A 24885-nucleotide genomic window follows, 5' to 3' on the forward strand; every position below is an offset into this window, starting at 1 on the left:
GCACCGCCGGCACCGGCGCCCTTGGGCGCACCTGAACCGGAGGGCCGCGCACCGGGTGCACCGGAGGTGCCAACACCCGCTCCGGCGCCCGTACCGGGGCCAGGCGCACCCGAAGCGCCGGGCGCCCCGGCTCCGTTGGTGCCGCCACCGCCCGGACCGCCCTTGGGCGCACCGGACTTGCGTGGCGCGAACCAGTCGCTGGTCTTGTCCTCGGCGGAGGCCGTGGGCATGGGGTGGGATCCGGTGTCGGAGTCCACGGGCCCGCCCACGCCGGTGCTCGGCCCGGTGTCGACAGGGGCCTGTGTGGGCACACTCGTGCTGTCGGAGGTCTCACCGCCTCCGACGGGCGTGCGCACGACGACCGGCGGAATGGGCCGCGATCCGGGGATGTTGATGCGGATCCGCGTCGTCAGCGTGGTCTCGGTCTTGGGCTGCTCCGGCCGGTCACCGGCGGAACGCCCATTGTCGGCGGCGCCGTCGGAAGCCTTGGGCGTTCCGTACGGCGGAGTCCCCGACGGGTATGCGGTTCCGCCGCGCCCGTTGGGCCCGGAGGACGAACTGTCAGTTTCACGACTCAAGGCAGGTTCTCCTGGTTGGCTCCACCGCCCGTGTACTCGACCTCGATTCGGGCGGCTCGGCGGCGCGCACCACCATACTGGCCACTTGTCGCCTGCATCCTGCGGCCGTAGGGGAAACCCACACCGGACTTGCACCTGCGCACTGTGGCGAAGTGGTACGTCACTTGCCAAGTCGGGCGGCAGGCCCACCTGGTTGCCGCCCCGGGCCAAGGGTGGCGCACATCACAGCCACGGCCATTCCGCCGAGCAGGAAGAGGTAGGAGCCCGCTCCCGCGGCGAAAAGGAAGTCTCCCTCCGGCCTGCTCGCGGTGAGCAGGACGACGGCGATCATCCAGCCGGCGGCGGGTGCGACGGCCCCGCCCCGGCCACCGGTCGCCCGTCCCCCGCCGACGAAGAGCCCCGCCGCGCCGGCCAGCGCGAGCAGCAGCCCGCCCGGGAACAGGCCCGACTGGACCAGTCCGCCGGCCGCCCCGACCACGGCACCCAGCACGAAGAGCCCCAGGTGGACGAGGATCCGTCCGGCCGAGGGCGCTCGCGGGGGCTCGGCGAGCATGCTGCCCGCACCCGGCCTGTTCGCCGTACTCATCAGCCACTCACTTCATTACGTGTCGGACATCCAAGACGACTCATCGGACACCCTCATCCTTTTCGACCGTCCCGGCGAACAGGTCCGTCTCCCGCGCCGGTCCTTCGCGCTCGCCGCGCGCCAACTCGTAGTACTCCACGACGAACAGCGGCTGCGCGAGCTGGTTGGAGAGCGCGAACCACGGCTCGACGACCTCGATCTGGGTGGCGTGCGCCCGCATCGCGGCGGCCTTGGCCGCGGCGAAGGGGGTGCCGTCGATCTCGGTGGTGATCAGGGAGTCGTCCACCACGCCCGGCACGTCGTCGACGGCCGCGGAGGCGGGGAACGGCAGTTCGTCGAGCACGTCCTTGAGGCGGGCGAAGCCCTCCTCGGCGACCGGGCGCGGTACGCGGTTCCAGTAGATCTTTGCGATCGTCCACGGTTCGCCGAGCTCCGGACCGAAGCCGGGCTCCGCGGCCAGGTCGGCGGCGCGCATGGCGACGCGGTGGGCCTGGATGTGGTCCGGGTGGCCGTAGCCGCCGTTCGTGTCGTACGTCACGAGCACCTGGGGGCGCACCTCGCGGATCACGCGGACGAGATCCGTGGCCGCCTCGTCGACGTCCGACTGCCAGAAGCAGCGCGGGTCGTCGTTGTCGGGCAGGCCCATCATCCCGGAGTCGTGGTAGCGGCCGGGGCCGCCGAGGGAGCGGAAGTCGCTCACCCCGAGCTCGCGCATCGCCGCGGCGAGCTCGGCCCGGCGGTGATCGCCGAGGGCCTCGCCCGACAGGTGGGCGAGGCCGGGCGGGATGACCTCGCCCCGCTGGCCAAGGGTGCAGGTCACGAGCGTGACGTGGGCGCCCTCGGCCGCGTACCTGGCCATGGTCGTGCCGTTGTTGATCGCCTCGTCGTCCGGGTGCGCGTGCACCAGGAGAAGACGCCGGGAGGGCAGTTCCGTCATGGACCCCACCCTACGAGGCGTGGGGCAGGACCCTACGAGGTGTGGGTCAGAACTTGATGTCTCCGATCATGCCCGCGATGTTCGTGGTCAGATCGCTGATCGTCGGCGCCATCGTCGAGCTGGCGAGATAGAAGCCGAACAGGACACAGACGATGGCGTGAGGCGCCTTCAGCCCTGATTTCTTGATCAGGATGAAGACGATGATCGCCAGCAGCACCACCGCCGAAATCGAGAGTGCCACGGCGGCTCACCTCCAAGGATCCCAGGGACGCGGGGGGTCGGATGATGGGGGCAGTAAATCCGTACAACGGCCAGCAGGTTGATACCCACGCAGCAGTAGTGATCATAACTATTCGTACGTGCGCATTGATCGGCGCACGGCCGCACAAGGGGGCGCATGGCCAATATGGTCGGAGCATGACGACCGAGCCTCTCTCCTTTCCGCGCCGGCAGGCGCGCACCCTGCGCTTCACGCTCGGCGCGCCCCGTGCGTTCACCGTGGCGCCCGACGGTTCCCGTGTCGTGTACCTGCGGTCCTCGTCCGGTACGGACCGGGCGAACCAGCTGTGGGTTCTCGACGTGGCGGACGGCGAGGAACGTCCCGCCGCGGATCCGGGGGCGCTGCTAGGAGGCTCCTCGGAGCGGCTGTCGGCCGCCGAGCGGGCCCGGCGCGAGCGCAGCCGCGAGGGCGGGGCGGGCATCGTCGGCTATGCCACCGACGCGGCCGTGGAGCTGGCGTCCTTCGCCCTGTCGGGGCGGCTGTTCACCGCGGAGCTGCGGGCGGGCACGGCACGTGAACTGCGGGTTCCCGGGCCGGTGCTGGACCCCCGCCCGTCCCCCGACGGACGGCTCGTCGCGTACGTCTCCGGGGGCGCCCTGAGGGTCGTCGGCGCCGAGGGTGAGGACGACAGGGCGCTCGTGGCGCCGGAGTCCGGCACGGTCACCTACGGTCTCGCCGAGTTCATCGCGGCCGAGGAGATGGGCCGTTCGCGCGGTTTCTGGTGGTCGCCGGAGTCGGACCGGCTGCTGGTCGCACGGGCCGACGACGCCCCCGTACGCCGCTGGTGGATCTCCGATCCGGCGCATCCCGGGCGGGATCCGCAGCAGGTCGCCTATCCGGCGGCCGGGACGGACAACGCGGAGGTGCGGCTCTTCGTGATCGGAATCGAAGGGGCGCGCACGGAGGTCGCGTGGGACCGGGCGCGCTACCCCTATCTGGCGCGGGTGCACTGGTCGGCGGCCGGAGCTCCGCTGCTGCTCGTCCAGGCGCGCGACCAGAAGAGCCAGCTCTATCTGGCCGTCGACCCGGACACCGGGGCGACCCGGATGGTGCACGCGGACGAAGATCCACAATGGCTTGATCTTTTCCCCGGGCTGCCGAGCTGGAGCCCGAGCGGACAGCTCGTGCGGATCGCCGACGAGGGCGGGGCGCGCGTGCTCGCCGTGGGTGAACGCCCCCTGACGGGACCGCAGTTGCAGGTGCGAGCGGTGTTGGACGTGTCGGACGACGACGTGCTGGTCTCGGCGTCGGCCGGCGAGGCGGCGGCCGTCCCGGAGACCGGTGAGGTGCACGTCTACCGGGTCAACGACCTCGGCGTGGAACGGATTTCGCAGGAACCCGGCGTCCACTCGGCGGTCCGCGCGGGCGGTGTGACCGTGCTCGTGTCGGCCGTGCCCGACCGGCCGGGCGCCCAGGTGCAGGTGCTGCGCGACGGCAAGTCCGCGGCGACCGTGACCTCGTACGCCGAACACCCCGGACTGAGCCCGCGCGTGACGCTCACGGAGGCGGGCGAGCGCCGTGTGCCGTGCGCCGTTCTGCTCCCCACGGACTACACCGACGGTCCGCTGCCGGTGCTGATGGACCCGTACGGCGGACCGCACGGGCAGCGTGTGCTGGCCGCGCACAACCCGTATCTGACCTCGCAGTGGTTCGCCGACCAGGGGTTCGCCGTGATCGTCGCGGACGGGCGGGGCATGCCGGGCCGCTCGCCGGCCTGGGAGAAGTCGATCAAGGACGATCTCGCGGCGGTCGTCCTCGACGACCAGATCCACGCGCTCCGGGCGCTCGCCGAACGCTTCCCGCTGGACCTGGACCGGGTGGCGATCCGCGGCTGGTCGTTCGGCGGCTATCTCGCGGGGCTCGCGGTGCTGCGCCGCCCGGACGTCTTCCACGCGGGCGTGGTGGGCGCGCCGGTGACGGACCAGCGGCTGTACGACACCCACTACACCGAGCGGTATCTGGGCGATCCCAACACCCGGCCGGAGGTGTACGCGGCGAACTCGCTGATCGACGACGACGGCCTGGTGGGGGCGGCCGAACCGGCCCGGCCGATGATGATCGTGCACGGTCTCGCCGACGACAACGTGGTGGTCGCGCACTCGCTGCGGCTGTCCTCCGCGCTGCTGGCCGCGGGCCGTCCGCACGAGGTGCTGCCGCTGTCGGGGGTCACGCACATGACCCCGCAGGAGCAGGTCGCGGAGAATCTGCTGCTGCTCCAGGTGGACTTCCTGAAGCGGTCCCTCAACCTGGTGTAGGGACTGGTGCAGAGATGCGACCGGCCGGGGAGACATGGCGCGCCCCGGCCGGTCTACGGCACCCGCACGGCCGTACGCTGTTCAGACTGACGCGTCCGTATATCGGTATCGGGTCGGTGAAGTTGCCTGCGTGTTAACGAAGTTGATGCGCATTTGTCATGCTATTTCGCGTCGTCCGCGGGCTCGTCAGGGCTCTCGTCCGTCGGCTCCTCCGGTGGGACCACCTGCTTCTCCTCCGCGAAGTGGCACGCCGAGTCGTGGGCCGCGGGACCGGCGGCCTCGTGCCGGAACTCCGCGGGCACCGCGAGCAGCGGCACCTCCAGGGCGCAGCGCTCCTGGGCCTTCCAGCAGCGGGTGCGGAAGCGGCAGCCGGAGGGGATGTTCGCCGGTGACGGCACGTCGCCGAAGAGGATGATCCGCTCCCGGTGCTCGCGGGCCTCGGGGTCCGGGACGGGCACGGCGGACAGCAGGGCCTGTGTATAGGGATGCGTCGGGTGGTCGTAGATCTCGGCGTCCCTGCCGATCTCCACGATCCGCCCGAGGTACATCACCCCGACCCGGTCGGAGATGTGCCGCACGATCGAGAGGTCGTGCGCGATGAACACGTACGACAGGTCGAACTCGGTCTGGAGCCGGTCCATCAGGTTGATGACCTGGGCCTGCACCGACACGTCGAGGGCGGACACCGGCTCGTCCGCGACGATGATCTCGGGGCGCAGGGCCAGTCCGCGCGCGATGCCGATGCGCTGGCGCTGGCCGCCGGAGAACTGGTGCGGATAGCGGTTGATGTACTCCGGGTTGAGCCCGACCACGTCCAGCAGGTCCTGGACCTTCCGGCGCCGGTCCCCCTTCGGCGCGACCTCGGGGTGGATCTCGTACGGCTCCCCGATGATGTCGCCGACGGTCATGCGCGGGTTGAGCGAGGTGTACGGGTCCTGGAAGACCATCTGGATGTTGCGGCGGACGGCCTTCAGGGCGCGGCCGGAGAGCCTGGTGACGTCCTCGCCCTTGTACGCGATCTCGCCGGCCGTCGGCTTCTCCAGGTTGACCAGCATCTTGGCGACCGTGGACTTGCCGCAGCCGGACTCGCCGACGATGCCGAGGGTCTCGCCCGCGGCGAGCTCGAAGTCGACGCCGTCGACGGCCTTCACCGCGCCGATCTGCTTCCTGAAGACGATGCCCTGGGTGAGCGGGTAGTGCTTGACCAGGCCCCGCACCTGGAGGATCGGCTCAGCCATGGAGGCACTCCCTCCAGAAGTGGCAGGCGCTCGCGCGGTCCGTGCCCGCCTCGGTCACCTCGTACAGCGGCGGTACGTCGGTCCGGCAGACGTCCTGGGCCAGTGGGCAGCGCGGGTTGAAGGCGCAGCCGGGCGGGATGTGCATGAGGTTCGGCGGCAGGCCCTTGATGGCGTACAGCTCCTTGCCCTTCTGGTCGAGCCGCGGGATCGACTCCAGGAGGCCCTTGGTGTACGGGTGCGCGGGGGCCTTGTAGATGTCGTGGACCGGGGCGGACTCGACGATCCGGCCCGCGTACATCACGGCGATCCGGTCGGCGACGTCGGCCACCACGCCGAGGTCGTGGGTGATGAGGATGAGCCCCATGTTGAGCTCGCGCTGCAGCTCGGCGAGGAGGTCCATGACCTGGGCCTGGACGGTGACGTCGAGGGCCGTGGTGGGTTCGTCGGCGATGATCAGGTCCGGTTCGAGGGCCAGCGCCATGGCGATCATGATGCGCTGGCGCATTCCGCCGGAGAACTGATGCGGGTAGTCGCCGACGCGGGCGGCCGCGGCCGGGATGCGCACCCGCTCCATCAGCTCGATCGCCTTGGCCTTGGCGGCCTTCCTGGACATGCCCTGGTGGACGGTGAACATCTCGCCGAGCTGGGCGCCGACGCTGAGCACCGGGTTCAGGGACGACAGCGCGTCCTGGAAGATCATCGCCATCCGGGCGCCGCGGACCTTGCGCCGCTCCTCCTCCTTGAACTTCAGGAGGTCCTCGCCCTGGAAGAGGATCTCGCCCGCGGTGATCTTCCCGGGCGGTGTGTCGAGGATGCCCATGATCGCCTGGGCGGTCACGGACTTTCCGGAGCCGGACTCGCCGAGCACGGCGAGCGTCTCGCCCTCGTCCACGCTGTAGGAGACGCCGTTGACGGCCTTGGCCACCCCGTCCCTGGTCCTGAACTCCACGTGCAGATCGCGCACTTCGAGCAGCACGGCGGTCACCTCAGCTTCGGGTCGAGGGCGTCGCGCACCGCGTCGCCGAGCATGATGAACGCGAGGACGGTGACGGCGAGGGCCCCGGCCGGCCACAGGAGCGCGTGCGGCGCCGTGCGGATGTACTGGGACGCCGAGGAGATGTCGATGCCCCAGCTCACGGTGGGCGGCTTCAGCCCGACGCCGAGGTACGAGAGGGTCGCCTCCAGCGAGATGTACGTACCGAGCGCGATGGTCGCCACGACGATGACCGGGGCGATGGCGTTGGGCGTGATGTGCCGCAGCATCATCCGGGAGTTGGAGGCGCCGAGCGCCCGGGCCGCCTGGACGTAGTCGTTCTGCTTGGTGGTGATGACGGATCCCCGGGCGATACGGGAGATCTGCGGCCAGCCCAGCAGCACCATGAACCCGATCACCGGCCAGACCGTGGAGCTGGTGACGACGGACAGCAGCACCAGACCGCCGAGGACGACGGGGATCGCGAAGAAGATGTCGGTGATCCGGGACAGGACCGCGTCCCCCGACCCGCCGAAGAACCCGGCGAGCCCGCCGAGCACCGAGCCGAGGATCGCGACCCCGAGCGTGGCGCACACGCCGACGGTGACGGAGACCCGGGCCCCGTACACCGTGCGGGTGTAGACGTCGCAGCCCTGGCCGTTGAAGCCGAAGGGGTGTCCCGGCTGGGAGCCCTCCTGGGCCTTGGCGAGGTCGCACTTGAGCGGGTTCTGGGTGGCGATCACCCCCGGCCACAGGGAGATGAAGACCAGGAACAGGATGATGAGCGCCGAGATGATGAAGACGGGGTTGCGGCGCAGGTCGCGCCAGGCGTCGGACCAGAGGGAGCGCGGCTTCTCGGAGGGGCCCGTGCCGTCCGGCCCGCCCGGAGTCTTCTCCAGGGTCTCGCCTTCCGCCGTGGCCAGGTCCATGGCGCCGCCCATGCCCGTGGCGGCGATGGCGCCGTCCTCCGGGGCACGCCCGCCGCCCGACAGGTGAGGTTCCCGCGGCATCGGTTCAGGCATAGCGGATCCTCGGGTCGAGTACGGCGTACAGGAGGTCGACCAGCAGGTTGGCCACCAGGAAGACGAGGACCAGGACTGTCACGAAGCCGACGACGGTCTGGGTGTTCTGGCGCAGGATGCCCTGGTAGAGCTGGAAGCCGACGCCGTGGATGTTGAAGATGCGCTCGGTGACGATCGCGCCGCCCATCAGCGCGCCGATGTCGGTGCCGATGAAGGTGACCACCGGGATCAGCGAGTTGCGCAGCAGATGCCGGGTGATGACCCGCCGCCGGGGCAGCCCCTTGGCGACGGCCGTACGGACGTAGTCGGCGCGCCGGTTCTCCGCGATGGAGGTGCGGGTCAGCCGGGTCACGTACGCGAGGGAGACGGACGCGAGCACCAGGCCCGGCACGATCAGCTCGTCGAAGGGGGCCTCCGGGGAGACGGACGGACTGATCCAGCCCCATTCGACGCCCAGCAGCAGCTGGAGCAGCAGACCGGTGACGAAGGTCGGTACGGAGATGACGACGAGGGTGGCCAGCAGGACGCCGGTGTCGACGGGACGGCCGCGGCGCAGTCCGGTGACGACGCCGAATGTGATGCCGATGACGATCTCGAAGAGGATCGCCACGATCGTGAGCCGGATGGTGACCGGGAAGGCGCTCGCCATCAGCTCGGTGACCTCCTGACCGTTGAACGCGGTGCCGAAGTCGCCGGTGAAGACGTTGCCCATGTACGTCACGTATTGCTGCCACAGGGGCTTGTCGAGGCCGAACTCCTTGCGCAGCTGGGTGGCCGTGGCGGGGTCGCACTGCCGGTCGCCGCACAGGCCCGCGATGGGGTCGCCCATCACGTTCACCATCAGGAAGATCAACAGGGTGGCGCCGAAGAAGACCGGGATCATCTGCAGCAGACGCCGGATCACATACCGTCCCATGAGGGCTCCGGAGGTAGGCGGGGGCACCCGTGTGTCGACGGGTGCCCCCGCGGCTCAGCTGACCTTGATCTCGTTGTAGACGGGGACGCTGAACTGGTTGAGCGCCACGTTGGAGAGCCGCTCCGAGTAGCCGGCGCTGCCGTTCTGGTACCAGAGCGGGATGGCGCCCATGTCGTCCCGCAGGACCTCCTCGGCCTGCTGGAAGAGGTCGACGGCCTTGGCCTGGTCGGTCTCCGCGTTGGCCTCGTTCACGAGCTTGTCGAACTCGGCGTTGGTCCACTTGCCGTCGTTGGACGAGGCGTTGGTGTAGTACAGCGGCTGCAGGAAGTTCTGGATCAGCGGGTAGTCCATCTGCCAGCCGGCCCGGAAGGGGCCCGACATCTTGGACTGGGTGATCTGGTTGCGGAAGTCGGCGAAGGTGCCGATCGGGTTGCCGACGCAGGCCTTGTCGTTGTCCAGCGCGTTGTTGACGGAGTTGCAGACGGCGTCCACCCACTCCTTGTGGGAGCCGGTGTCCGCGTTGTACGAGATCTTGATCTGGCCGCCGGGCAGCCCGCCGCCCTCCTCGATCAGCTTCTTGGCCTCTTCGGGGTCGTACTCGCAGGCGTCACCGCACAGCCCCTCCTTGAAGCCCCCGGCCTCGCCGAGGACGGGCGAGGTCCAGTCGCTGGCGGGCGTGCGCGTCTTCTGGAAGATGGTCTCGGTGATCTGATCGCGGTCGATGGCCCGGGACAGGCCCGTGCGGACCTTCTCCATGCCGTCCTTGTCCCAGGCCTTGTCGTAGAACGGGAAGGCGAGGGTCTGGATGATGCCGGCGGGCGTGTTGATGTACCGGTCGCCGAGGTCGCTCTTGGCGTTCTTGAGCTGGGAGGCGGGCACGTCGTCGACGAGGTCGAGGTTGCCGGCCATCAGGTCCGTGTAGGCGGTGTTGTTGTCGGTGTAGACCTTGAGGTCGACGCCGCCGTTCTGCGCCTTGTCCTCGCCCGGGTACTGCACCCACTCGCGCATCTTCATCACCGAGCCCTTGGCGTACGAGTCGATGGTGTACGGGCCGTTGCCGACCGGATTGCTCAGCCAGGCCGCGTGGTCGTCGAAGAACGCCTGCGGCAGCGGCGAGAAGGCCGCGTAGCCCAGGGTGTCGGGGAAGGTCGAGAACTTCTGGTTGAGCTTGACCGTGAAGGTGTTGGGCCCGGTGACCTTGAGGCCGGAGAGGGTGTCGGCCGTCTGCTTGCTGCCGTCCTCCGGGTGCGTCTTGTCGTAGCCGTCGATGTACCCGAAGAAGTACGCGTTCTTCTGGTTGTTCTTGAGGCTGGCGCCGTAGTTCCAGGCGTCCACGAACGACTTGGCGTCGACGGCCTCGCCGTTGCTGAACTTCCAGCCGGTCTTGACGGTGACGGTGAAGTTCTGCGAGTCCGAGGTCTCGATCTTCTCGGCGAGCATGTCGTTCGCCTTGCCGGTCTTGGCGTCGTAGCGCTTGAGACCGCGGAAGAGCATGTCGAGGACCTTGCCGCCCTGTACCTCGTTGGTGTTGGCCGGCTCCAGGGGGTTCTGCGGGTCACCCCAAGAGGAACTCACGATCCCGGAGCCGTCGCCGCCGCCGCTGTCGCCGCCCCCGTCGTCCCCGCAGGCCGTCGCGGCGAGAGCTACCGCCGCCGCGCATGCGGCCCATCTGGCGTGCGTGGCTCCACGCATGGAGTGCCTCCTCTTCAGTGCGCTTTCAGTGCGCTTTCAGTGCACTTTCCGTGCGCTGCGGCTCCGGCGCGGGAGCGCTGTGCCTTCAGCGCCCAATATCGGGGCATAAAGGACGTGACGCCCATTCATCCCACTCTTACGGGTGGGAACACCCTCCGAATGCACGTATGCCGAAACACGGCGAGCCGCATATCGAACCTCGCTTTGGTCATGGCAGTACCAAGCCACACCAAGCGGGCGGCCAGGCTCGGGTCAAGCGGCAAAAGACCAGATCAAAGCCGTCAACGTTTCATTGACGCTGCCTGAATGGCGTTGAAATGGTCGCGCTGAGCGCTCCGCTGGAAGTCCGGTACGCCACCTGCGGGTGGGCCGTGGCTGATCGCGCAGTTCCCCGCGCCCCTTCGGGGCGCTGCCGGACCGCACCGGACTTGCAGTGGCCGCTCAGCCCATGGGTCGCGTCGTGCAGACCCCTCGACAGTTCGGGCCAGGAGCACCATGACCTCGCCTACACCCTCTGCCACCACCGCACCCATGGTGGTGGCCGAAGACGCCGTACCCACGGCGCCGAAGACCCCGCCCCGAGGCGGTGACAGCCGCTCCCCCGGCCGGCTCGCCTGGCTGCGCTTCAAGCGCGACCGCACGGGCGTGGTCTCGGCCTACGTGGTGCTGGTCTTCTTCGTCGCCGGAGTCGGCGCCCCGCTGATCGCCAAGCTGTACGGCAAGGATCCGTACACGACCTACGGCCAGAACACGGCGGGTCTGCTCAACGACTTCGGTTTCCCCGTCCGGCCCAACGGCGGCATCAGCGGCGACTTCTGGTTCGGCGTCGAACCGCAGCTCGGGCGGGACGTCTTCACGCTGCTGCTCTACGGCATCCGCAACTCGCTGCTGATCGCCACGGTGACGACCCTGCTGGTCACCTTCCTGGGCATCGTCGTCGGGCTCACGGCCGGCTATCTCGGCGGCCGGACCGACTACCTGGTCGGCCGGGTCATCGACATCCTGCTGGCCTTCCCCTCCACGCTCTTCTTCATCGCCTTCTGGCCCGTGATGATCTCGATCCTCGTCTCGCCGGAGGACGCCACCCCGACCTGGCTCACGGTGGTCAGCCTGATCTCGGTGATGACCGCGTTCGGCTGGGCGCCGATCGCCCGGCTGCTGCGCGGCGAGGTACTGGCCCTGCGCGAGCGGGAGTTCGTGGAGGCGTCCAAGGTGACCGGGGCGTCGCCGGCCCGGATCATCTTCAAGGAGCTGCTGCCGAACCTGTGGACCCCGATCCTCATCCAGGCGACCCTCGCGCTGCCGATGTACGTCACCACGGAGGCGGCGCTCGCCTTTCTCGGGGTGGGGCTCAGCGATCCCACCCCCGACTGGGGCGTGATGATCCAGCGCGGGGCGCAGGTCTATCAGAACGACATCACTTACATGCTCTTCCCCGGCCTGACGATGGTGATCTTCGTGATCGCCTTCAACCTGCTCGGTGACTCCGTCCGGGATGCGCTGGATCCGAAGACCCGCCGCCGATAGCTCCGCCGGTCGCCGTCACGAATCCGCGGGTTCGTTGTGGCTGATCGCGCAGTTCCCCGCGCCCCAAAAGGGGCACTGCACTCCCCGCTTCTCCTTTCTCCCTGATCAGGCAGGACACGCATGTCTATTTCGCGCAGAAACTTTGTCATCGCCACCTCCGTCGCGGCCGGCGGCTCCATGGTTCTCTCGGCCTGCAGCAGCGGCGGAGGCGGTGGCGGCACGGGAGGCGGCGGCTCCACGAGCACCGCCAAGTACTCCGCGGTCAGCATCGGCACGGCGGACGACTCCAAGGGCCCCGCCCCCGAGGTCACCGGGGCGCGCAAGGGCGGGACGATCCATCCGATCGGTCCGGACGACTTCTCGCACCTCGACCCGCAGCGGATCTACTACTCGTGGAACTCCACGGTCGGCAACCTCTACATCCGCTGTCTGACCGGCTACAAGATCGCCTCCGGCGGTGCCATGAAGCTCGTCGGCGACCTCGCCACCGACACCGGCACCATGTCCGACGACGGCAAGACCTGGACCTTCACCCTGAAGGACGGGCTGAAGTGGGAGGACGGCAGCGAGCTCACCGTGGAGGACGTACGCCACGGCATCGAGCGCGGCTTCGCGAGCTTCACCACCGAGGGGGCCACCTACCTCCAGTCCGCGCTGACCGGCACGAACGACTTCCGCTCGGTCTACAAGGGCCCGTACGGCGGCAAGCACCTCAGCTCGGTCGTCACGGACACCGCGAAGAAGACCATCACCTTCCATCTGAAGACGGCACGCCCGGACCTCAACTGGACGCTGGCGATGCACTCCTACGGCGCCGTGCCCGTGAAGCACGACACCAAGGAGAAGTACGACAAGGACCCGGTCTCCTGCGGCCCGTACCGGATCAAGCAGCACTCGGTCGACAAGTCCCTGACGCTGGTGCGCAACACGCACTGGGACCCGGCGACCGACCCGATCCGCAACGCCTACCCGGACTCCTTCGTCTTCGAGTTCGGCCCGGAGGGGCTCCAGGCCACGGACCGGCTGATCGCCGACTCCGGGGACGACCAGTACGCGGTCATGGCGTACAGCGGAGTACCGGCCGAGCGCATCCAGAAGGTGCTCGGCACGGCGGACCTCAAGGCCCGTACCGTCGACGGCCTCCTGACCGGCCTCTACTACTACGCCATCAACTGCAAGCGGATCACCGACGTGAAGGTGCGCCAGGCGCTCAACTACGCCTGGCCGCTGGAGCAGATCCGCCGGATCTACGGCGGCCCGTCCGCGGGCGAGTACGCGACCACCGTCCTCTCCCCCGACATCGCGGGCCGGGTGAAGTTCGACATCTACGGCAAGCTGACCAAGCCGCAGGGCGACACGGCGAAGGCGAAGGCCCTGCTGAAGGAGGCCGGAAAGCTCGGCCAGAAGATCGTCTACACCTATCCGCAGGGCGCGAGCGACGCGTACGACAAGACCAAGGTCGTCATCGCCGCCGCCCTGAAGGAGGCCGGTTTCGACCCGGTCGTGAAGCCCGTCGAGTCGACCAGCTACTACGACCAGGTCCAGCAGACAGACAACCAGTTCGACGTCATGTGGTTCGGCTGGTCCCCCGACTGGCCCACCGGCTACACCCTCCTCCAGCCCCTCTTCGACGGCACCACGATCGCCAACGGCGCCAACAACGTCTCCCAGCTGAACGTGCCCTGGGTGAACGCCGCCATCAAGAAGGACGCCGTCATCCCGGACGCGACCAAGGCCAACGCCGCCTGGGCCGCGCTGGACCGGCAGATCATGGAGAAGGAGGCGCCGATCATCCCCGAGACGTACCAGCGCCGCTACTACCTGTACGGGGACAAGGTGGGCGGGGGCGAGTTCGACCCGCTGTTCTCGGCGTTCATCCTCTACAAGCTCTACGCCAAGGCCTGAGACCACCGGCCACCAGGGAATCGCCTCGCCATGTTCCGCTTCCTCGTCCGTCGGACGCTCGGCGCGCTGCTGATCCTGCTGATCATCAGCGCCCTCACCTTCGTGCTCTTCTACGTCGCCCCGCGCGACCCGGCCCGCGCCGCCTGCGGCAAGCTCTGCACGCCCCAGACGCTCGCGCTGGTCCGGCACAACCTCGGGATCTCCGACCCACTGCCGGTCCAGTACTGGCACTGGCTCGTGGGTGTGTTCGCCGGCCGGGACTACACCGGGCTCGGGCACTGTCCCGCGCCGTGCCTCGGCTACTCGTTCACCAACCACGAGCCGGTGCTCGGCCTGATCACCGACCGTTTCCCGACGACGCTCTCGCTCTCCATCGGCAGCGCGGTGGTGTTCGTGGTCTTCGGCGTCGGTACGGGCATGATCGCGGCGGTCAAGCAGGGCAAGGCGCTGGACAAGATCGCGTCCTCCGCCTCGCTGGTCGGCTCGTCGCTGCAGATCTACATCGTGGGTGTGGTCGCGATGTACTACCTCTCCGACGAGTGGCATCTGCTCCCCCGGCCGCAGGACAGCGCGGGGTTCACCCAGGATCCGGGCGGGTGGTTCAAGGGGCTGCTGCTGCCGTGGCTGGTCCTCGCGCTGATCTTCACGGCCAACTACACACGGATGACCCGCTCCCAGCTCGTGGAGAGCCTCAGCGAGGACTACGTACGCACGGCCCGCGCCAAGGGCCTGTCCCGCCGGACGGTCTTCTTCCGGTTCGCCTGGCGGGGCGCCATGGGCCCGATCGTCACGATCCTCGGCCTCGACATCGGCTATCTCCTCGGCGGCGCGATCATCACCGAGGAGACGTTCGGACTGCACGGCATCGGCGCGCTGTCCATCAAGGCCGTACGGGACAACGACCTGCCGCTGCTGCTCGGTGTCGTCCTCACCGCGGCGGCCGCGATCGTCGTCGCCAACATCGTCGTCGACGCCGTCTACGCCCTCATCGACCCGCGGATCCGGCTCGCCTAGGAGAGGACGACCTCATGAGCACCCCCTTCCTCTCCGTACGCGACCTGCGGGTCGCCTTCTCCACCGAGGACGGCGTCGTCAGGGCCGTCGACGGGCTCTCCTTCGACCTGGCCCAGGGCAGCACGCTCGGCATCGTGGGCGAGTCGGGCTCGGGCAAGTCCGTCACCAACCTGGCGATCCTCGGCCTGCACGACCGCGAACACACCGACGTGGACGGCGAGATCCTGCTCGACGGCAAGGACCTGCTGACCGCGACCGAGCGGGAGCTGGAGCGGCTGCGCGGCAACACCATGTCCATGATCTTCCAGGACGCGCTGGCCTCGCTCTCGCCCTTCCACACGGTCGGCAAACAGATCGGCGAGACGTACCGCAAGCACACCGGGGCGTCCCGGCACGAGGCCCGGGCGCGGTCGGTCGAGATGCTCCGGCGGGTCGGCATCCCGCAGCCCGGCCTCCGGGTGGACGACTATCCCCACCAGTTCTCGGGCGGTATGCGCCAGCGCGCGATGATCGCCATGGCCCTGGTCTGCGACCCGGAACTGCTGATCGCCGACGAGCCGACGACCGCGCTCGACGTGACGGTCCAGGCCCAGATCATGGACCTGCTCAAGGACCTCCAGCAGGAGTTCGGCACGGCGATCGTCTTCATCACCCACGACCTGGGCGTCATCGCCAACATCGCCGACGACGTGCTGGTGATGTACGGCGGCCGCTGTGTGGAGCGGGGCACGCGGAACCAGGTGCTGCGGACACCCCAACACCCGTACACCTGGGGCCTGCTGGGCTCGATGCCGAGCCTCGACGGACCGGTCGACGTGCCGCTGTCGCCGATCCCCGGCCTGCCGCCCTCACTGCTCAACCCGCCGTCGGGCTGCCGCTTCCACCCGCGGTGCGCGTTCGCGGAGAAGGTCCACGGCGGGCTGTGCGCCACGGACAGCCCACCGCTGGAGATCAACGGCGGCGGCCGCGGCACGGCCTGCCACCTCACCGCCGAGCAGCGCCGGGAGTTCTTCGTCGACTACGCGACGCCGCAGCCCAACTGACGCACGGGCCCAACTGACTTACGAGAGAAGGTATTTCACGATCATGAGCAGCACGGACCCGGACCCGGTGCCCCTCCTGGACGTCACCGGGCTCACCAAGCACTTCCCGGTACGGGGCGGCTTCCCCGTCCGCCGCACGGTGGGCGCGGTGCAGGCGGTGGACGGGCTCGACCTCCGCGTCGCCGAGGGCGAGAGCCTGGGCCTGGTCGGCGAGTCCGGCTGCGGCAAGTCGACGACGGGCCGGCTCATCACCCGCCTCCTGGAACCGACGGCGGGGAGGATCACGTACGCGGGCCAGGACATCACGCACGCCTCGCGCAAGCAGATCGCCCCGGTCCGCTCCGAGATCCAGATGATCTTCCAGGACCCGTACGCCTCGCTGAACCCGCGGCACACGGTCGGGAAGATCGTCTCCGGCCCCATGGAGATCAACGGCATCGACCCGGCGGGCGGCCGCGAGAGGCGCGCCCGCGAGCTGCTGGAGATCGTCGGTCTCAACCCGGAGCACTACAACCGTTTCCCGCACGAGTTCTCCGGCGGCCAGCGGCAACGCATCGGCGTGGCAAGGGCGTTGGCGCTGCAGCCGAGGCTCATCGTGGCGGACGAGCCGGTCTCCGCCCTGGACGTGTCGATCCAGGCCCAGGTGGTGAACCTCCTCCAGACCCTGCAGAGGGACCTGGGCATCGCGTTCGTCTTCATCGCCCACGACCTGGCGATCGTCCGCCACTTCTCGCAGCGCGTCGCCGTGATGTACCTCGGCCGCATCGTCGAGACGGCCGACCGCGACGACCTGTACGTGAATCCGCGGCACCCGTACACGCGGGCGCTCCTGTCCGCCGTACCGGAGGCGACGGCATCGGACGTCCCGGCCCGGACACGCATCCGCCTGACCGGAGACGTGCCCTCCCCGCTCAACCCGCCGTCCGGCTGCCGCTTCCGCACACGCTGCTGGAAGGCGACGGAGAGGTGCGCGTCGGAGACGCCGGCGCTGGTGCGGGTCGAGGGGAACGGGGTGGGGCACCTTACGGCTTGTCATTACCCAGAGGCTGCGGACAGCGCCCCGAAATCACGGCAGGCGAAATCGGCCCCTTCGGGCCATTCCCTGCCAGAACGATTCCCTCAAGGCACCATGAAGGTACCGGCCTGGCCGCGAGAGCGGACTTGAGATCGAGCCCCCGGCTTTCGGTCGACCTCGTGGCCGAAACCACGGTTGAAAAAGCCCCGGTCGACGGCTATTCACGGCCGTCGCATGCCCACCACGCCCGCTACTCCTTTCCGAATACCCTCAGAAGTTCCTCAAGTAGGGTGACAGGACCCTGACATCAGCACTAGAAATATTCCTACGCGGGATCTTCCGCGGGACCGGCGTCCAAAAGAACACCGCATACGGGGGCAATAATGAACGCTAAGAGAAGTCTCTTCGCCTGTGCGATCACGTCAACCATGGCCGCAGGACTTGTCGTCAGCGGTCCCGCGCCGGCCGCACAGGCCGAGGCCGGCGGCCGCTGGTAGATCGTGAACCAGTACCACGGGAAGTGCGTAAAGGGCACCGGGTACAAGAAGAAGTTCGTCCTCGCAACCTGCAAGAAGAAGGACGCCTTCCACTGGAACAACTACGGGTCCTCGAAGTACGCGAACTTCAGCGCTACCACCTTCGCCGGTGCCGCATGCCTTGCGCAGAACGGCAAGAACAAGCCGGTCTACTTGCGGGCGTGCGCAACCGGCGAGGGGACCGGAGGGTGGGGAATCGCCTCCTTGAACAATGGGGCCAAGACTCCGATCGCCCACACCAAGTGCGGATACATACAGGCTGTGAGCAAGACCGCCCTCAAGTGCGGAAAGCGTCCTGCCAACAAGAAGAAAATGGCTTGGGTTATCAATTACTCCCTGTAGCACCGCGAATTCAGAGCAGGGCACCATCAAATTAGACATGCCGATGGGTGGCATTGCTGTGGCAGCGGGCAATGCCACCTGTCAAGGCATGGATCGCAGCCGGGTCGCGACTTCAGAATCTGCGATAAAAGCAGTCAGGGTACGAATACCTTCGATCAGCACCTGCAGCTCCGGCGTGATGCCCGGACGGGATCTGATTAGCACTGAAAGCAGCAGGGGCTCTTCGCCACCGAATGCGACGCGAGTACTTAAAACAGGGACAAAGTTGCTCGTGTCCCAGTGACACGACTCGGGAGTCAGTTCGGCTCCCCCGCTCGGCCTCCTCCTCACCCGGTACGCCCATGCGGACGCATCTCTCAGCAGGGTGATGACCTTCTCATTGGCGACGGCATGGCGGCGTCGACCTCACTATCCTCCAGGTATGGACTACGCGAAGATGCGCGCAATCGCCGAGGAACTCACGGCGTACGCCGAGCACCTCGAGGGAGCGTGGAACGTCGAGATCGGACCCTCCGGCCCCCGCCTCGCGATGATGAATCCCCCGAAGCGCCACGAGGGCACGGTCCGTCGTATCCGCAACCAGCTCAACGCGCAGCTTCCGGCCACCCATCCCGGGTACGTCTGCGAGAACGGCCCCGAGATCGAGCATCCCGCGATCGGCCGTATGCGGCGACCGGACGCGGTCGTGATCCCCGAGGACGTACTCGACGAAGAGGGACTCGCCGTCGATGCCACTCAGGTACTTGCGATCATCGAGATCGTCTCCCCGTCCGACCCCGACAACGACTACGGCGAGAAGCTCGCCGAGTACCCGGCCATGAGCATCGCCCACTGCATGATCATCGATCCCCGCACCGGCACCATCGAGGTGCACTCCGATCCCTGCAAGGACCGCTACCAGCACAAGGACCCGTACATCTTCGGGGACTCGGTGCCGTTCGGCGCGTGGACGGTGGAGACCGACACTTTCCGCCGGTATGGCAAGGCGGGGAACACCAGTTAGCGCTGCCCTGAGCCCGGTGTGGGCCGAACGAGTCGAGCACACAACTGTTCCGAGCGCCTCAGCGACACACCTTGGCTGCGGCGTAGCGCTAGGACGCAGGGCCCACGTACCCGGCGCCGGACCGAGTACGGCGTACCCAGCGGGACGCGAACCCTCCGCCGTACGCCGCTTACGGCGGCGAGTGGCGGGGTTTTGGCCTGCGCGGGCGGACGGGCTCAACCGACCTACCTGGAGGCCTGATTGAGGCGCCCGTCCTTGATTCCATACAGGAGGGCGAGCAGGCCGGGGCCTGAGGTGGCGAGGACGGTCGCCGGGGCGTCGCTCTCGCGGAGGTGAAGGTAGCCCGCGAGGCCGGTGCCGACCTCAATACAGTTCTCACTGTCGCCTTCACTGAAGCTGGACTTCTGCCACCGGAGCCGGGGGGTCATGCGTGCCTCTCAGAGCAAGGGATACAAGAGCCGCTGGATGAGGCCGAGCGAGTCCTTCGCGACGTGTGACTCCGGCCGCGCATCGGCGTCGACCGGTGGGAGCCCGACCTCGCCCAGCCTAGCGAACGTGCGTTTGTAGCGCGCCAGCCAGTCCACATCACTGATGTAGCGCGACCCGTCTACGTGAGTGACCACCAGAGTGCTCAGTTCCGCCACTTCCGGTTGCGCGATGGTGAAAGCGGTGCCGTACGGCACCGGGCCGTCGAAGGGCAGCACTTGGATCGTGACGTTGGAAAGCCTCGACATCTCGATCAGCCGCAGCAACTGGCCGCGCATGATGTCGGTGCTGCCCAACGTCGCATGCAGAGCCGCCTCGTGGAGTACCGCATGGAAGTGCGGCGCGCTGTCCCCCTCCAGGACCCTCTGGCGCCTCATCCGGAACTCGACGGCCTCCTCCTGCGCGTTGTCCGCGCTGGGGCCGTACCCGCCACGGTGCACGGCGGCGGCGTACTCCCGCGTCTGCAGCAGACCCGGCACGAACATCGGCTCATAGTTGACGATCGCGCATGCTCCGGCCTCCAGCTCGGCGAAGTCCAAGTGCGGGTACGGGAGTACGTTGCGGTACTCGCTCCACCATCCCTTCCCCGAGTCCTGCAACATCTCGATCAGCGCCTCCAGAAGAGCGCCATCGATAACACCAGCAAGTTGAGCGAACTGGCGGAGTCTGTCGAGGCTGATCGATGTGCGCCCCGACTCGATGTGACTCAACTGCGGCTGCTTCATGCCCAGCTGAGGTGCCAGCTCGTATGTCGACAACCCCGCCTGTTCGCGTAGCTTGCGCAACTCTGCCCCAAGACGCCGCTGCCGATACGTCGGGTTACTCCGCAGCCCCATTCGCTCCCCTCTCCATGACCTGCCAGACAGTCCATCGCGCAACTCCAGGTTTCCGCAAGAAGGTTGCATCGATTACACAGCAGCCTCTACGTTGAGTGAGGTATCAGTCACAGCTAGCTCACCACTGGAGGCTGCCACATGCGCACGCCCGAAACCCCTGAGCCCGCCGAACTCCCCGGCTCCCCCTGGTCCTACGGTCTCCTCATCCCCCACGACCCCCGCGCCGCCGGAATTGTCAGAGCCGCCCTGCGCGCGATCCTCCGCGCTACCCGCCTCGGCTGCGTCGCCGACACCGTCGAGCTGCTCGCGTCCGAGCTGGTGACCAACGCGTACCGGCACTCCCCCAGCGACGCCTACGTCAACGTGGCGGGAACTCCGGAATGCGTCACCGTCTCGGTCTGGGATCACGGATCGGGCGCCCTCGCCACCACCTCCGATCCGCCAGCGGACGACGCCGAGTCCGGGCGGGGCCTCTCGATCGTCGAGGCGTGCGCGGACGAGTGGGGCGTACGGGACTACCCGCACGGCAAGGCGGTCTGGTTCAGCGTCGCCCCGAAGGAGGGGGCGTGAGTCCCGACAAGTACCTCAGCCTGGGGTATTCCGGCCGGTATACTCACCCCATGGACACCACGATCAAGGTCGACTCCAAGACCCGTGACCGTCTCGCCGTCCTCGCGGAGGCCCGCGGTACGACCATGCGCCACCTCATCGAGCAGTTCGCCGAGAGCACTCTCACACCGAGCGAACTACATGAACGCGCCGCCCAGACCGCCGAGTACCTCGCCGAACACTTCGGCGTCACCGTCACCGACGAGACCAGCGCCGAAGTCCTGCGCAAGGTACGCGGCCAGGCCGTCGCCCACTACACGGCCGAGCAGGGCGCCGCGTGATCCGAGAACACTACATCCTCGACACCGACACATTGCTGGCGCTGGGCGGTAATCGGCAGGTTTCCGGCCTCGTCCACGCGGCCCGGCTCGAACCGGACGTGTTCTTGCACGCGCCCGTACTCTCCGTCATCGAGGCCGAGCGCGAACGTCCCGGTATCGCCGTCCACATCGGGCAGCTCGGCATCACGACGGTCGACCTCGACTACCCAGCCACTCTGACCTGCTGCCAACTACACCAGGACGGACTGCCCTTCGGCTTCGCCGCAGCCGTCGAGGCGGCACTTCGCGTGGGTGAGGAGTACGAGGAGCCGTTCATCGCAACCGTCCGCCCCAGTTTCTACGAGAAGCGTTTTGCCCGCGTCGTCGACCTGACTCGTTGACACGAGCACTCCTGCCGGCCGTACCGGAGGCAACGGCGGAGGGCGTCCCGGCCCACGAACACATCAGCCTCACACCAGCACTCATTGCTTCGCCGTGCGGGAGCGGGCCCCGGTCCAGGGCGGGAGCCTTGTGCTCCCGCCAGCCCGGCCTAGTTGGCGCCGCGTGCCGCGCAGGCGTCACTCCGAGTCCTTCTCCAGCGCCACCAGCGCCGGGTCAAGCACGATGTCCTCGTCGCGGGCCTCGGTCGTCGGGTCCTCCGGGAAGTGGCAGGCAGTCAGGTGACCGGTGCGGTTACCGGAGATCTGCACCAGCGGAGGCTCCTCCGTGGCGCACTTGTCCTGAGCCTTCCAGCAACGCGTACGGAAGCGGCAGCCGCTCGGCGGATGGATCGGCGAGGGCACGTCACCGGAGAGCCGGATCCGCTCCCGGTCCTCGACCTCGTCGTCGAGCGCGACCTCCGGAACCGCCGACAGCAGGGCGTGCGTGTAGGGGTGCCGCGGCCGGTTGTAGATGGAGTCCCGGTCCCCGACCTCCACCACCTTGCCGAGGTACATGACCGCGAGCCGCTGCGAGAAGTGCCGCACGATCGCCAGGTCGTGGGCGATGAAGAGGAAGGCGATGCCCATCTCTTCCTGGACCTTCTGGAGGAGGTTCACGACCTGGGCCTGGATCGAGACGTCCAGGGCCGACACCGGCTCGTCCGCCACGATCAGCTTCGGGTTCAGCGCCAGGGCTCGGGCCACACCGATGCGCTGGCGCTGGCCGCCGGAGAACTCGTGCGGGAAGCGGTTGTAGTGCTCCGGGTTGAGACCGACCAGTTCCAGAAGTTCGCGTACGCGCGTCTCGCGGCCGCCCTTCGGGTTGATCCCGTTGACCTCCATCGGCGACTTGATGATCGTGCCGACGGTCTGCCGCGGGTTCAGCGAGGAGTAAGGGTCCTGGAAGATCATCTGGATCTCGGACCGCACGGGCGCCAGCTGCCGGCGCGAGGCGTGCGAGATGTCCTGACCCGCATAGGTGATCTTGCCGGCCGTCGGCTCCAGGAGCCGGGTGATGAGCCGGCCCGTCGTCGACTTGCCGCAGCCGGACTCGCCGACCAGGCCGACGCTCTCGCCGACGCCGACGGTCAGGTCGACACCGTCGACCGCCTGCACGGCTCCGACCTTGCGCTTGATCGGGAATCCGCCGTAGATCGGGAAGTGCTTCGTCAGGCCCTCGACGGAGAGCAGCGGTTCGCCGACTCCGTCGACGGGGCCCTGCGGCTTCGGCAGGGTGAGTTTGTCGCTCATGTCTCGTTCTCCCTAGCCCAGCCGGGGTTTGATCTGCTCGATGAAAAAGGTCGACTTCTGCGCCGCGTCGAGGTGGCAGGCGGAGCCCCGGCCCTCGGGCAGCTGCGGCCGCTCGTCCGAGCAGCGGTTGCCGCCGACCTCGGCGGTGAAGCCGCAGCGCGGGTGGAAGGGGCAGCCCGACGGGGGGTTCAGCAGGCTGGGCGGAGAGCCGGGGATCGGCGTGAGTGCCTGCGCGGTGTCACCGCCGAGTCGCGGCATGGAGCTCAGCAGGCCCCAGGTGTAGGGGTGCTGGGGGTTGCGCAGCACTTCGCGGACGGTGCCGCGTTCCACGGCCCGCCCCGAGTACATCACCAGCAGGTCGTCGGCCATGTTGGAGATGACGCCGAGGTCGTGGGTGATGAAGATGATCGCCGAGCCGAACTCCTGCTGGAGGTCCTTGAGCAGGTCGAGGATCTGCGCCTGGACGGTCACGTCGAGGGCCGTGGTCGGCTCGTCCGCGATCAGCAGGTCGGGGTCGCAGATCAGCGCCATGGCGATCATCGCGCGCTGGCGCATACCGCCGGAGAACTGGTGCGGATAGTCGTTGAAGCGCGTGGCGGGCTGCGGGATGCCGACCTTGTCGAGCATCTCGATGGCCCGCGCCTTCGCCTCCTTCCTGGAGGCTCCGGTGTGCTTCATGAACGGTTCCGCGATCTGCCGGCCCACCGTGTAGTACGGCGAGAGCGCGGTCAGCGGGTCCTGGAAGATCATCGCGACCTTGTTGCCTCGAAGCTTCTCCATCTCCTTCTCGGTCGCGGTGACCAGTTCCTTGCCGTCCAGGACGATCTCGCCCTCGACGGTGGAGGTCTTCGGGTTGTGCAGGCCGAGGACGGTCAGGTTGGTGACGGACTTGCCGGAGCCCGACTCGCCCACGATGCCGAGCGTCTTGCCTCGTTCGACGTCGAAGGAGAGCCCGTCGACCGCCTTCACAATGCCGTCCTCGGTGGAGAACCGCACCCGCAGGTCGCGGACCGAGAGGAAGGCCTCCGACCCGCTCGGGGCCCTCTCGCCTTCGGTCTTGGTCAGTGTGGTCACGGTATTTCTCCTAGGCGAGGCGCACGCGCGGGTCGATGTAGGCGTAGGCGAGGTCCACGACGATGTTCAGGATCAGGATGAAGAAGGCCCCGAACAGCATGACGCCCATCGTCAGCGGAAGGTCCTTGGTCAGCGAGCCGTTGACCGCGAGACGTCCGATACCGGCGAGGTCGAAGGTGAACTCCGTGACGACCGCGCCCGAGAGGAGCGCGCTGAGGTCCATGCCGATGATCGTGACGATGGGGATGAGCGAACCACGCCACGCGTAGCGGAAGAAGACGTACGACTGTCGCATGCCCTTGGCGCGCGCGGTCCTGACGTGCTCCTCCTGCAGCTGCTCGATCATCGTCGAGCGTGCCATACGCGTGTACTGGGCGGTGAAGATCGTGGCCATCACGGCCCAGGGGATCAGCATGCCCACGAACCACTCGGCCGGGTTCTCCGTGAACGAGACGTACTTGGGGAAGTCCATCCAGCCGGTGTTGTAGACGAGGATGCTGAGGACGATCGGGCCCAGGAAGTAGATCTGGAACGAACTGAGCACCATCGATGAGCCGCTGACCACCTTGTCGAGGGCGGTACCGCGCTTCCAGGCGGCCATCAGACCCGTACCGAGGCCGAACAGCAGGAAGATCACCAGGCCGCCGACGGTCAGCGAGAGGGTCAGCGGGAAGCGGTCCATGATGGAGTCCCACACGAAGTCGCCGCTGCTGAACGAGACGCCCAGGCACGGGGCGGAGCAGCGTCCCTGCGGGAAGTTCCGGCCGGACACGATGCCCATCATGAATTCCCAGAACTGGGTGGTGATGGGCTTGTCGAGGCCGAGGTTCTCACGGATGACCGCGATGTTCTCGGGGGAACAGTTCTTGCCGCAGGACAACTGCGCGAAGTCCTGGGGGATCGTATAGAACAGGAAGAACGTGAAGGCGCCGATCAGGAACATGATCACGACGGCGCCGCTCAGCCTGCGGATGAGGAACTGAAGCATGGCGGGTGGGTGCTCTCTTCGAAACGCGGCGGCAGGAGGGGGATACCGTCCGCGGGGGTGCGCTCCGCCTGGCGCACAC

The 24885-nt window shown here is 68.0% G+C and carries 24 protein-coding genes and 1 pseudogene; 11 read left to right on the top strand and 14 right to left on the bottom strand.

What is annotated here, in order from left to right; genetic code table 11:
- The 4 genes and pseudogenes from O3Q52_RS07880 to O3Q52_RS07895 form a co-directional block, all read right to left on the bottom strand.
- Positions 1-578, bottom strand: a pseudogene (locus O3Q52_RS07880) (hypothetical protein); the annotation flags it as partial.
- Between the two features lie 160 nt (positions 579-738).
- The gene (locus O3Q52_RS07885; RefSeq protein WP_143636598.1) at positions 739-1164 is read right to left on the bottom strand and encodes a DUF6113 family protein; all 426 of its coding nucleotides are present in this window, start codon (positions 1162-1164) and stop codon (positions 739-741) included.
- A 40-nt stretch (positions 1165-1204) separates the two neighbouring features.
- Positions 1205-2101, bottom strand: coding sequence for an N-acetyl-1-D-myo-inositol-2-amino-2-deoxy-alpha-D-glucopyranoside deacetylase (mshB, locus tag O3Q52_RS07890; RefSeq protein ID WP_269648084.1), 897 nt, complete (start codon positions 2099-2101; stop codon positions 1205-1207).
- A 46-nt stretch (positions 2102-2147) separates the two neighbouring features.
- Positions 2148-2342 (bottom strand): hypothetical protein, encoded by a 195-nt coding sequence (locus O3Q52_RS07895; RefSeq protein WP_269648085.1) that lies wholly within the window; start codon positions 2340-2342, stop codon positions 2148-2150.
- 176 nt (positions 2343-2518) lie between these two features.
- Here O3Q52_RS07895 and O3Q52_RS07900 point away from each other — a divergent pair, with 176 nt between their 5' ends.
- On the top strand, positions 2519-4636 hold the full coding sequence (locus O3Q52_RS07900) for a S9 family peptidase (RefSeq protein WP_269648086.1): 2118 nt from the start codon (positions 2519-2521) through the stop codon (positions 4634-4636).
- Between the two features lie 161 nt (positions 4637-4797).
- Here O3Q52_RS07900 and O3Q52_RS07905 read toward each other — a convergent pair whose 3' ends face one another.
- Genes O3Q52_RS07905 through O3Q52_RS07925 form a run of 5 tightly spaced genes read right to left on the bottom strand, consistent with a single transcriptional unit; the run spans position 4798 to position 10477 of the window.
- The gene (locus O3Q52_RS07905; protein ID WP_269648087.1) at positions 4798-5874 is read right to left on the bottom strand and encodes an ABC transporter ATP-binding protein; all 1077 of its coding nucleotides are present in this window, start codon (positions 5872-5874) and stop codon (positions 4798-4800) included.
- A complete protein-coding gene (locus O3Q52_RS07910) occupies positions 5867-6850 on the bottom strand; it encodes an ABC transporter ATP-binding protein (RefSeq protein ID WP_269648088.1) in 984 nt (327 codons plus the stop codon). Before O3Q52_RS07910 ends, O3Q52_RS07905 begins: the two co-directional genes overlap by 8 nt.
- A 5-nt stretch (positions 6851-6855) precedes the next feature.
- Positions 6856-7857 (bottom strand): ABC transporter permease, encoded by a 1002-nt coding sequence (locus O3Q52_RS07915; RefSeq protein ID WP_269648089.1) that lies wholly within the window; start codon positions 7855-7857, stop codon positions 6856-6858.
- Positions 7858-7861: 4 nt separating this feature from the next.
- A complete protein-coding gene (locus tag O3Q52_RS07920; protein WP_269648090.1) occupies positions 7862-8785 on the bottom strand; it encodes an ABC transporter permease in 924 nt (307 codons plus the stop codon).
- A gap of 54 nt (positions 8786-8839) precedes the next feature.
- Positions 8840-10477 (bottom strand): ABC transporter substrate-binding protein, encoded by a 1638-nt coding sequence (locus O3Q52_RS07925; RefSeq protein WP_269648091.1) that lies wholly within the window; start codon positions 10475-10477, stop codon positions 8840-8842.
- A 495-nt stretch (positions 10478-10972) separates the two neighbouring features.
- On the opposite strand from O3Q52_RS07925, the gene O3Q52_RS07930 reads away from it, so the two are divergent.
- The 7 genes from O3Q52_RS07930 to O3Q52_RS07960 all read left to right on the top strand — a co-directional run bounded on the left by O3Q52_RS07930 (position 10973) and on the right by O3Q52_RS07960 (position 18862).
- Positions 10973-12004 carry an ABC transporter permease gene (locus tag O3Q52_RS07930; protein ID WP_269648092.1) on the top strand — a complete coding sequence of 344 codons (1032 nt, stop codon included), beginning with the start codon at positions 10973-10975 and terminating at the stop codon, positions 12002-12004.
- A 120-nt stretch (positions 12005-12124) separates the two neighbouring features.
- Positions 12125-13909 carry an ABC transporter substrate-binding protein gene (locus O3Q52_RS07935; protein WP_269648093.1) on the top strand — a complete coding sequence of 595 codons (1785 nt, stop codon included), beginning with the start codon at positions 12125-12127 and terminating at the stop codon, positions 13907-13909.
- A gap of 30 nt (positions 13910-13939) precedes the next feature.
- On the top strand, positions 13940-14923 hold the full coding sequence (locus O3Q52_RS07940) for an ABC transporter permease (RefSeq protein ID WP_269648094.1): 984 nt from the start codon (positions 13940-13942) through the stop codon (positions 14921-14923).
- A gap of 14 nt (positions 14924-14937) precedes the next feature.
- Entirely contained in the window at positions 14938-15966 is a 1029-nt protein-coding gene (locus O3Q52_RS07945; protein WP_269648095.1) for an ABC transporter ATP-binding protein, read from the top strand.
- A 43-nt stretch (positions 15967-16009) separates the two neighbouring features.
- The gene (locus tag O3Q52_RS07950) at positions 16010-17131 is read left to right on the top strand and encodes an ABC transporter ATP-binding protein (protein WP_269648096.1); all 1122 of its coding nucleotides are present in this window, start codon (positions 16010-16012) and stop codon (positions 17129-17131) included.
- A gap of 350 nt (positions 17132-17481) precedes the next feature.
- Positions 17482-17859: a hypothetical protein gene (locus tag O3Q52_RS07955; RefSeq protein ID WP_269648097.1), complete on the top strand. Its 378-nt coding sequence runs from the start codon at positions 17482-17484 to the stop codon at positions 17857-17859.
- Between the two features lie 421 nt (positions 17860-18280).
- A complete protein-coding gene (locus tag O3Q52_RS07960; RefSeq protein WP_269648098.1) occupies positions 18281-18862 on the top strand; it encodes a Uma2 family endonuclease in 582 nt (193 codons plus the stop codon).
- Positions 18863-19086: 224 nt separating this feature from the next.
- On the opposite strand, the gene O3Q52_RS07965 is transcribed toward O3Q52_RS07960, so the two are convergent.
- Both O3Q52_RS07965 and O3Q52_RS07970 read right to left on the bottom strand, forming a co-directional pair.
- Positions 19087-19290 (bottom strand): DUF397 domain-containing protein, encoded by a 204-nt coding sequence (locus O3Q52_RS07965; protein WP_269648099.1) that lies wholly within the window; start codon positions 19288-19290, stop codon positions 19087-19089.
- A 9-nt stretch (positions 19291-19299) separates the two neighbouring features.
- Positions 19300-20253: a helix-turn-helix transcriptional regulator gene (locus O3Q52_RS07970; RefSeq protein WP_269648100.1), complete on the bottom strand. Its 954-nt coding sequence runs from the start codon at positions 20251-20253 to the stop codon at positions 19300-19302.
- Positions 20254-20322: 69 nt separating this feature from the next.
- On the opposite strand from O3Q52_RS07970, the gene O3Q52_RS07975 reads away from it, so the two are divergent.
- From O3Q52_RS07975 to O3Q52_RS07985, 3 genes are read left to right on the top strand one after another with little or no spacing between them, the layout of a single operon-like run.
- On the top strand, positions 20323-20754 hold the full coding sequence (locus tag O3Q52_RS07975) for an ATP-binding protein (RefSeq protein ID WP_269648101.1): 432 nt from the start codon (positions 20323-20325) through the stop codon (positions 20752-20754).
- A 50-nt stretch (positions 20755-20804) separates the two neighbouring features.
- A complete protein-coding gene (locus tag O3Q52_RS07980; protein WP_269648102.1) occupies positions 20805-21074 on the top strand; it encodes a hypothetical protein in 270 nt (89 codons plus the stop codon).
- Positions 21071-21454, top strand: coding sequence for a hypothetical protein (locus tag O3Q52_RS07985; protein ID WP_269648103.1), 384 nt, complete (start codon positions 21071-21073; stop codon positions 21452-21454). Before O3Q52_RS07980 ends, O3Q52_RS07985 begins: the two co-directional genes overlap by 4 nt.
- A gap of 177 nt (positions 21455-21631) precedes the next feature.
- Here the strand turns inward: O3Q52_RS07985 and O3Q52_RS07990 are convergent, their stop codons facing one another.
- Genes O3Q52_RS07990 through O3Q52_RS08000 form a run of 3 tightly spaced genes read right to left on the bottom strand, consistent with a single transcriptional unit; the run spans position 21632 to position 24806 of the window.
- Positions 21632-22744 carry an ABC transporter ATP-binding protein gene (locus tag O3Q52_RS07990; RefSeq protein WP_269648104.1) on the bottom strand — a complete coding sequence of 371 codons (1113 nt, stop codon included), beginning with the start codon at positions 22742-22744 and terminating at the stop codon, positions 21632-21634.
- Positions 22745-22756: 12 nt separating this feature from the next.
- Entirely contained in the window at positions 22757-23818 is a 1062-nt protein-coding gene (locus tag O3Q52_RS07995; protein WP_269648105.1) for an ABC transporter ATP-binding protein, read from the bottom strand.
- A 10-nt stretch (positions 23819-23828) separates the two neighbouring features.
- Positions 23829-24806 (bottom strand): ABC transporter permease, encoded by a 978-nt coding sequence (locus O3Q52_RS08000; RefSeq protein WP_269648106.1) that lies wholly within the window; start codon positions 24804-24806, stop codon positions 23829-23831.
- Positions 24807-24885: the final 79 nt, after the last annotated feature.

The sequence above is a fragment of the Streptomyces sp. ActVer genome (assembly GCF_027270795.1).
GTDB lineage: Bacteria > Actinomycetota > Actinomycetes > Streptomycetales > Streptomycetaceae > Streptomyces > Streptomyces umbrinus_A.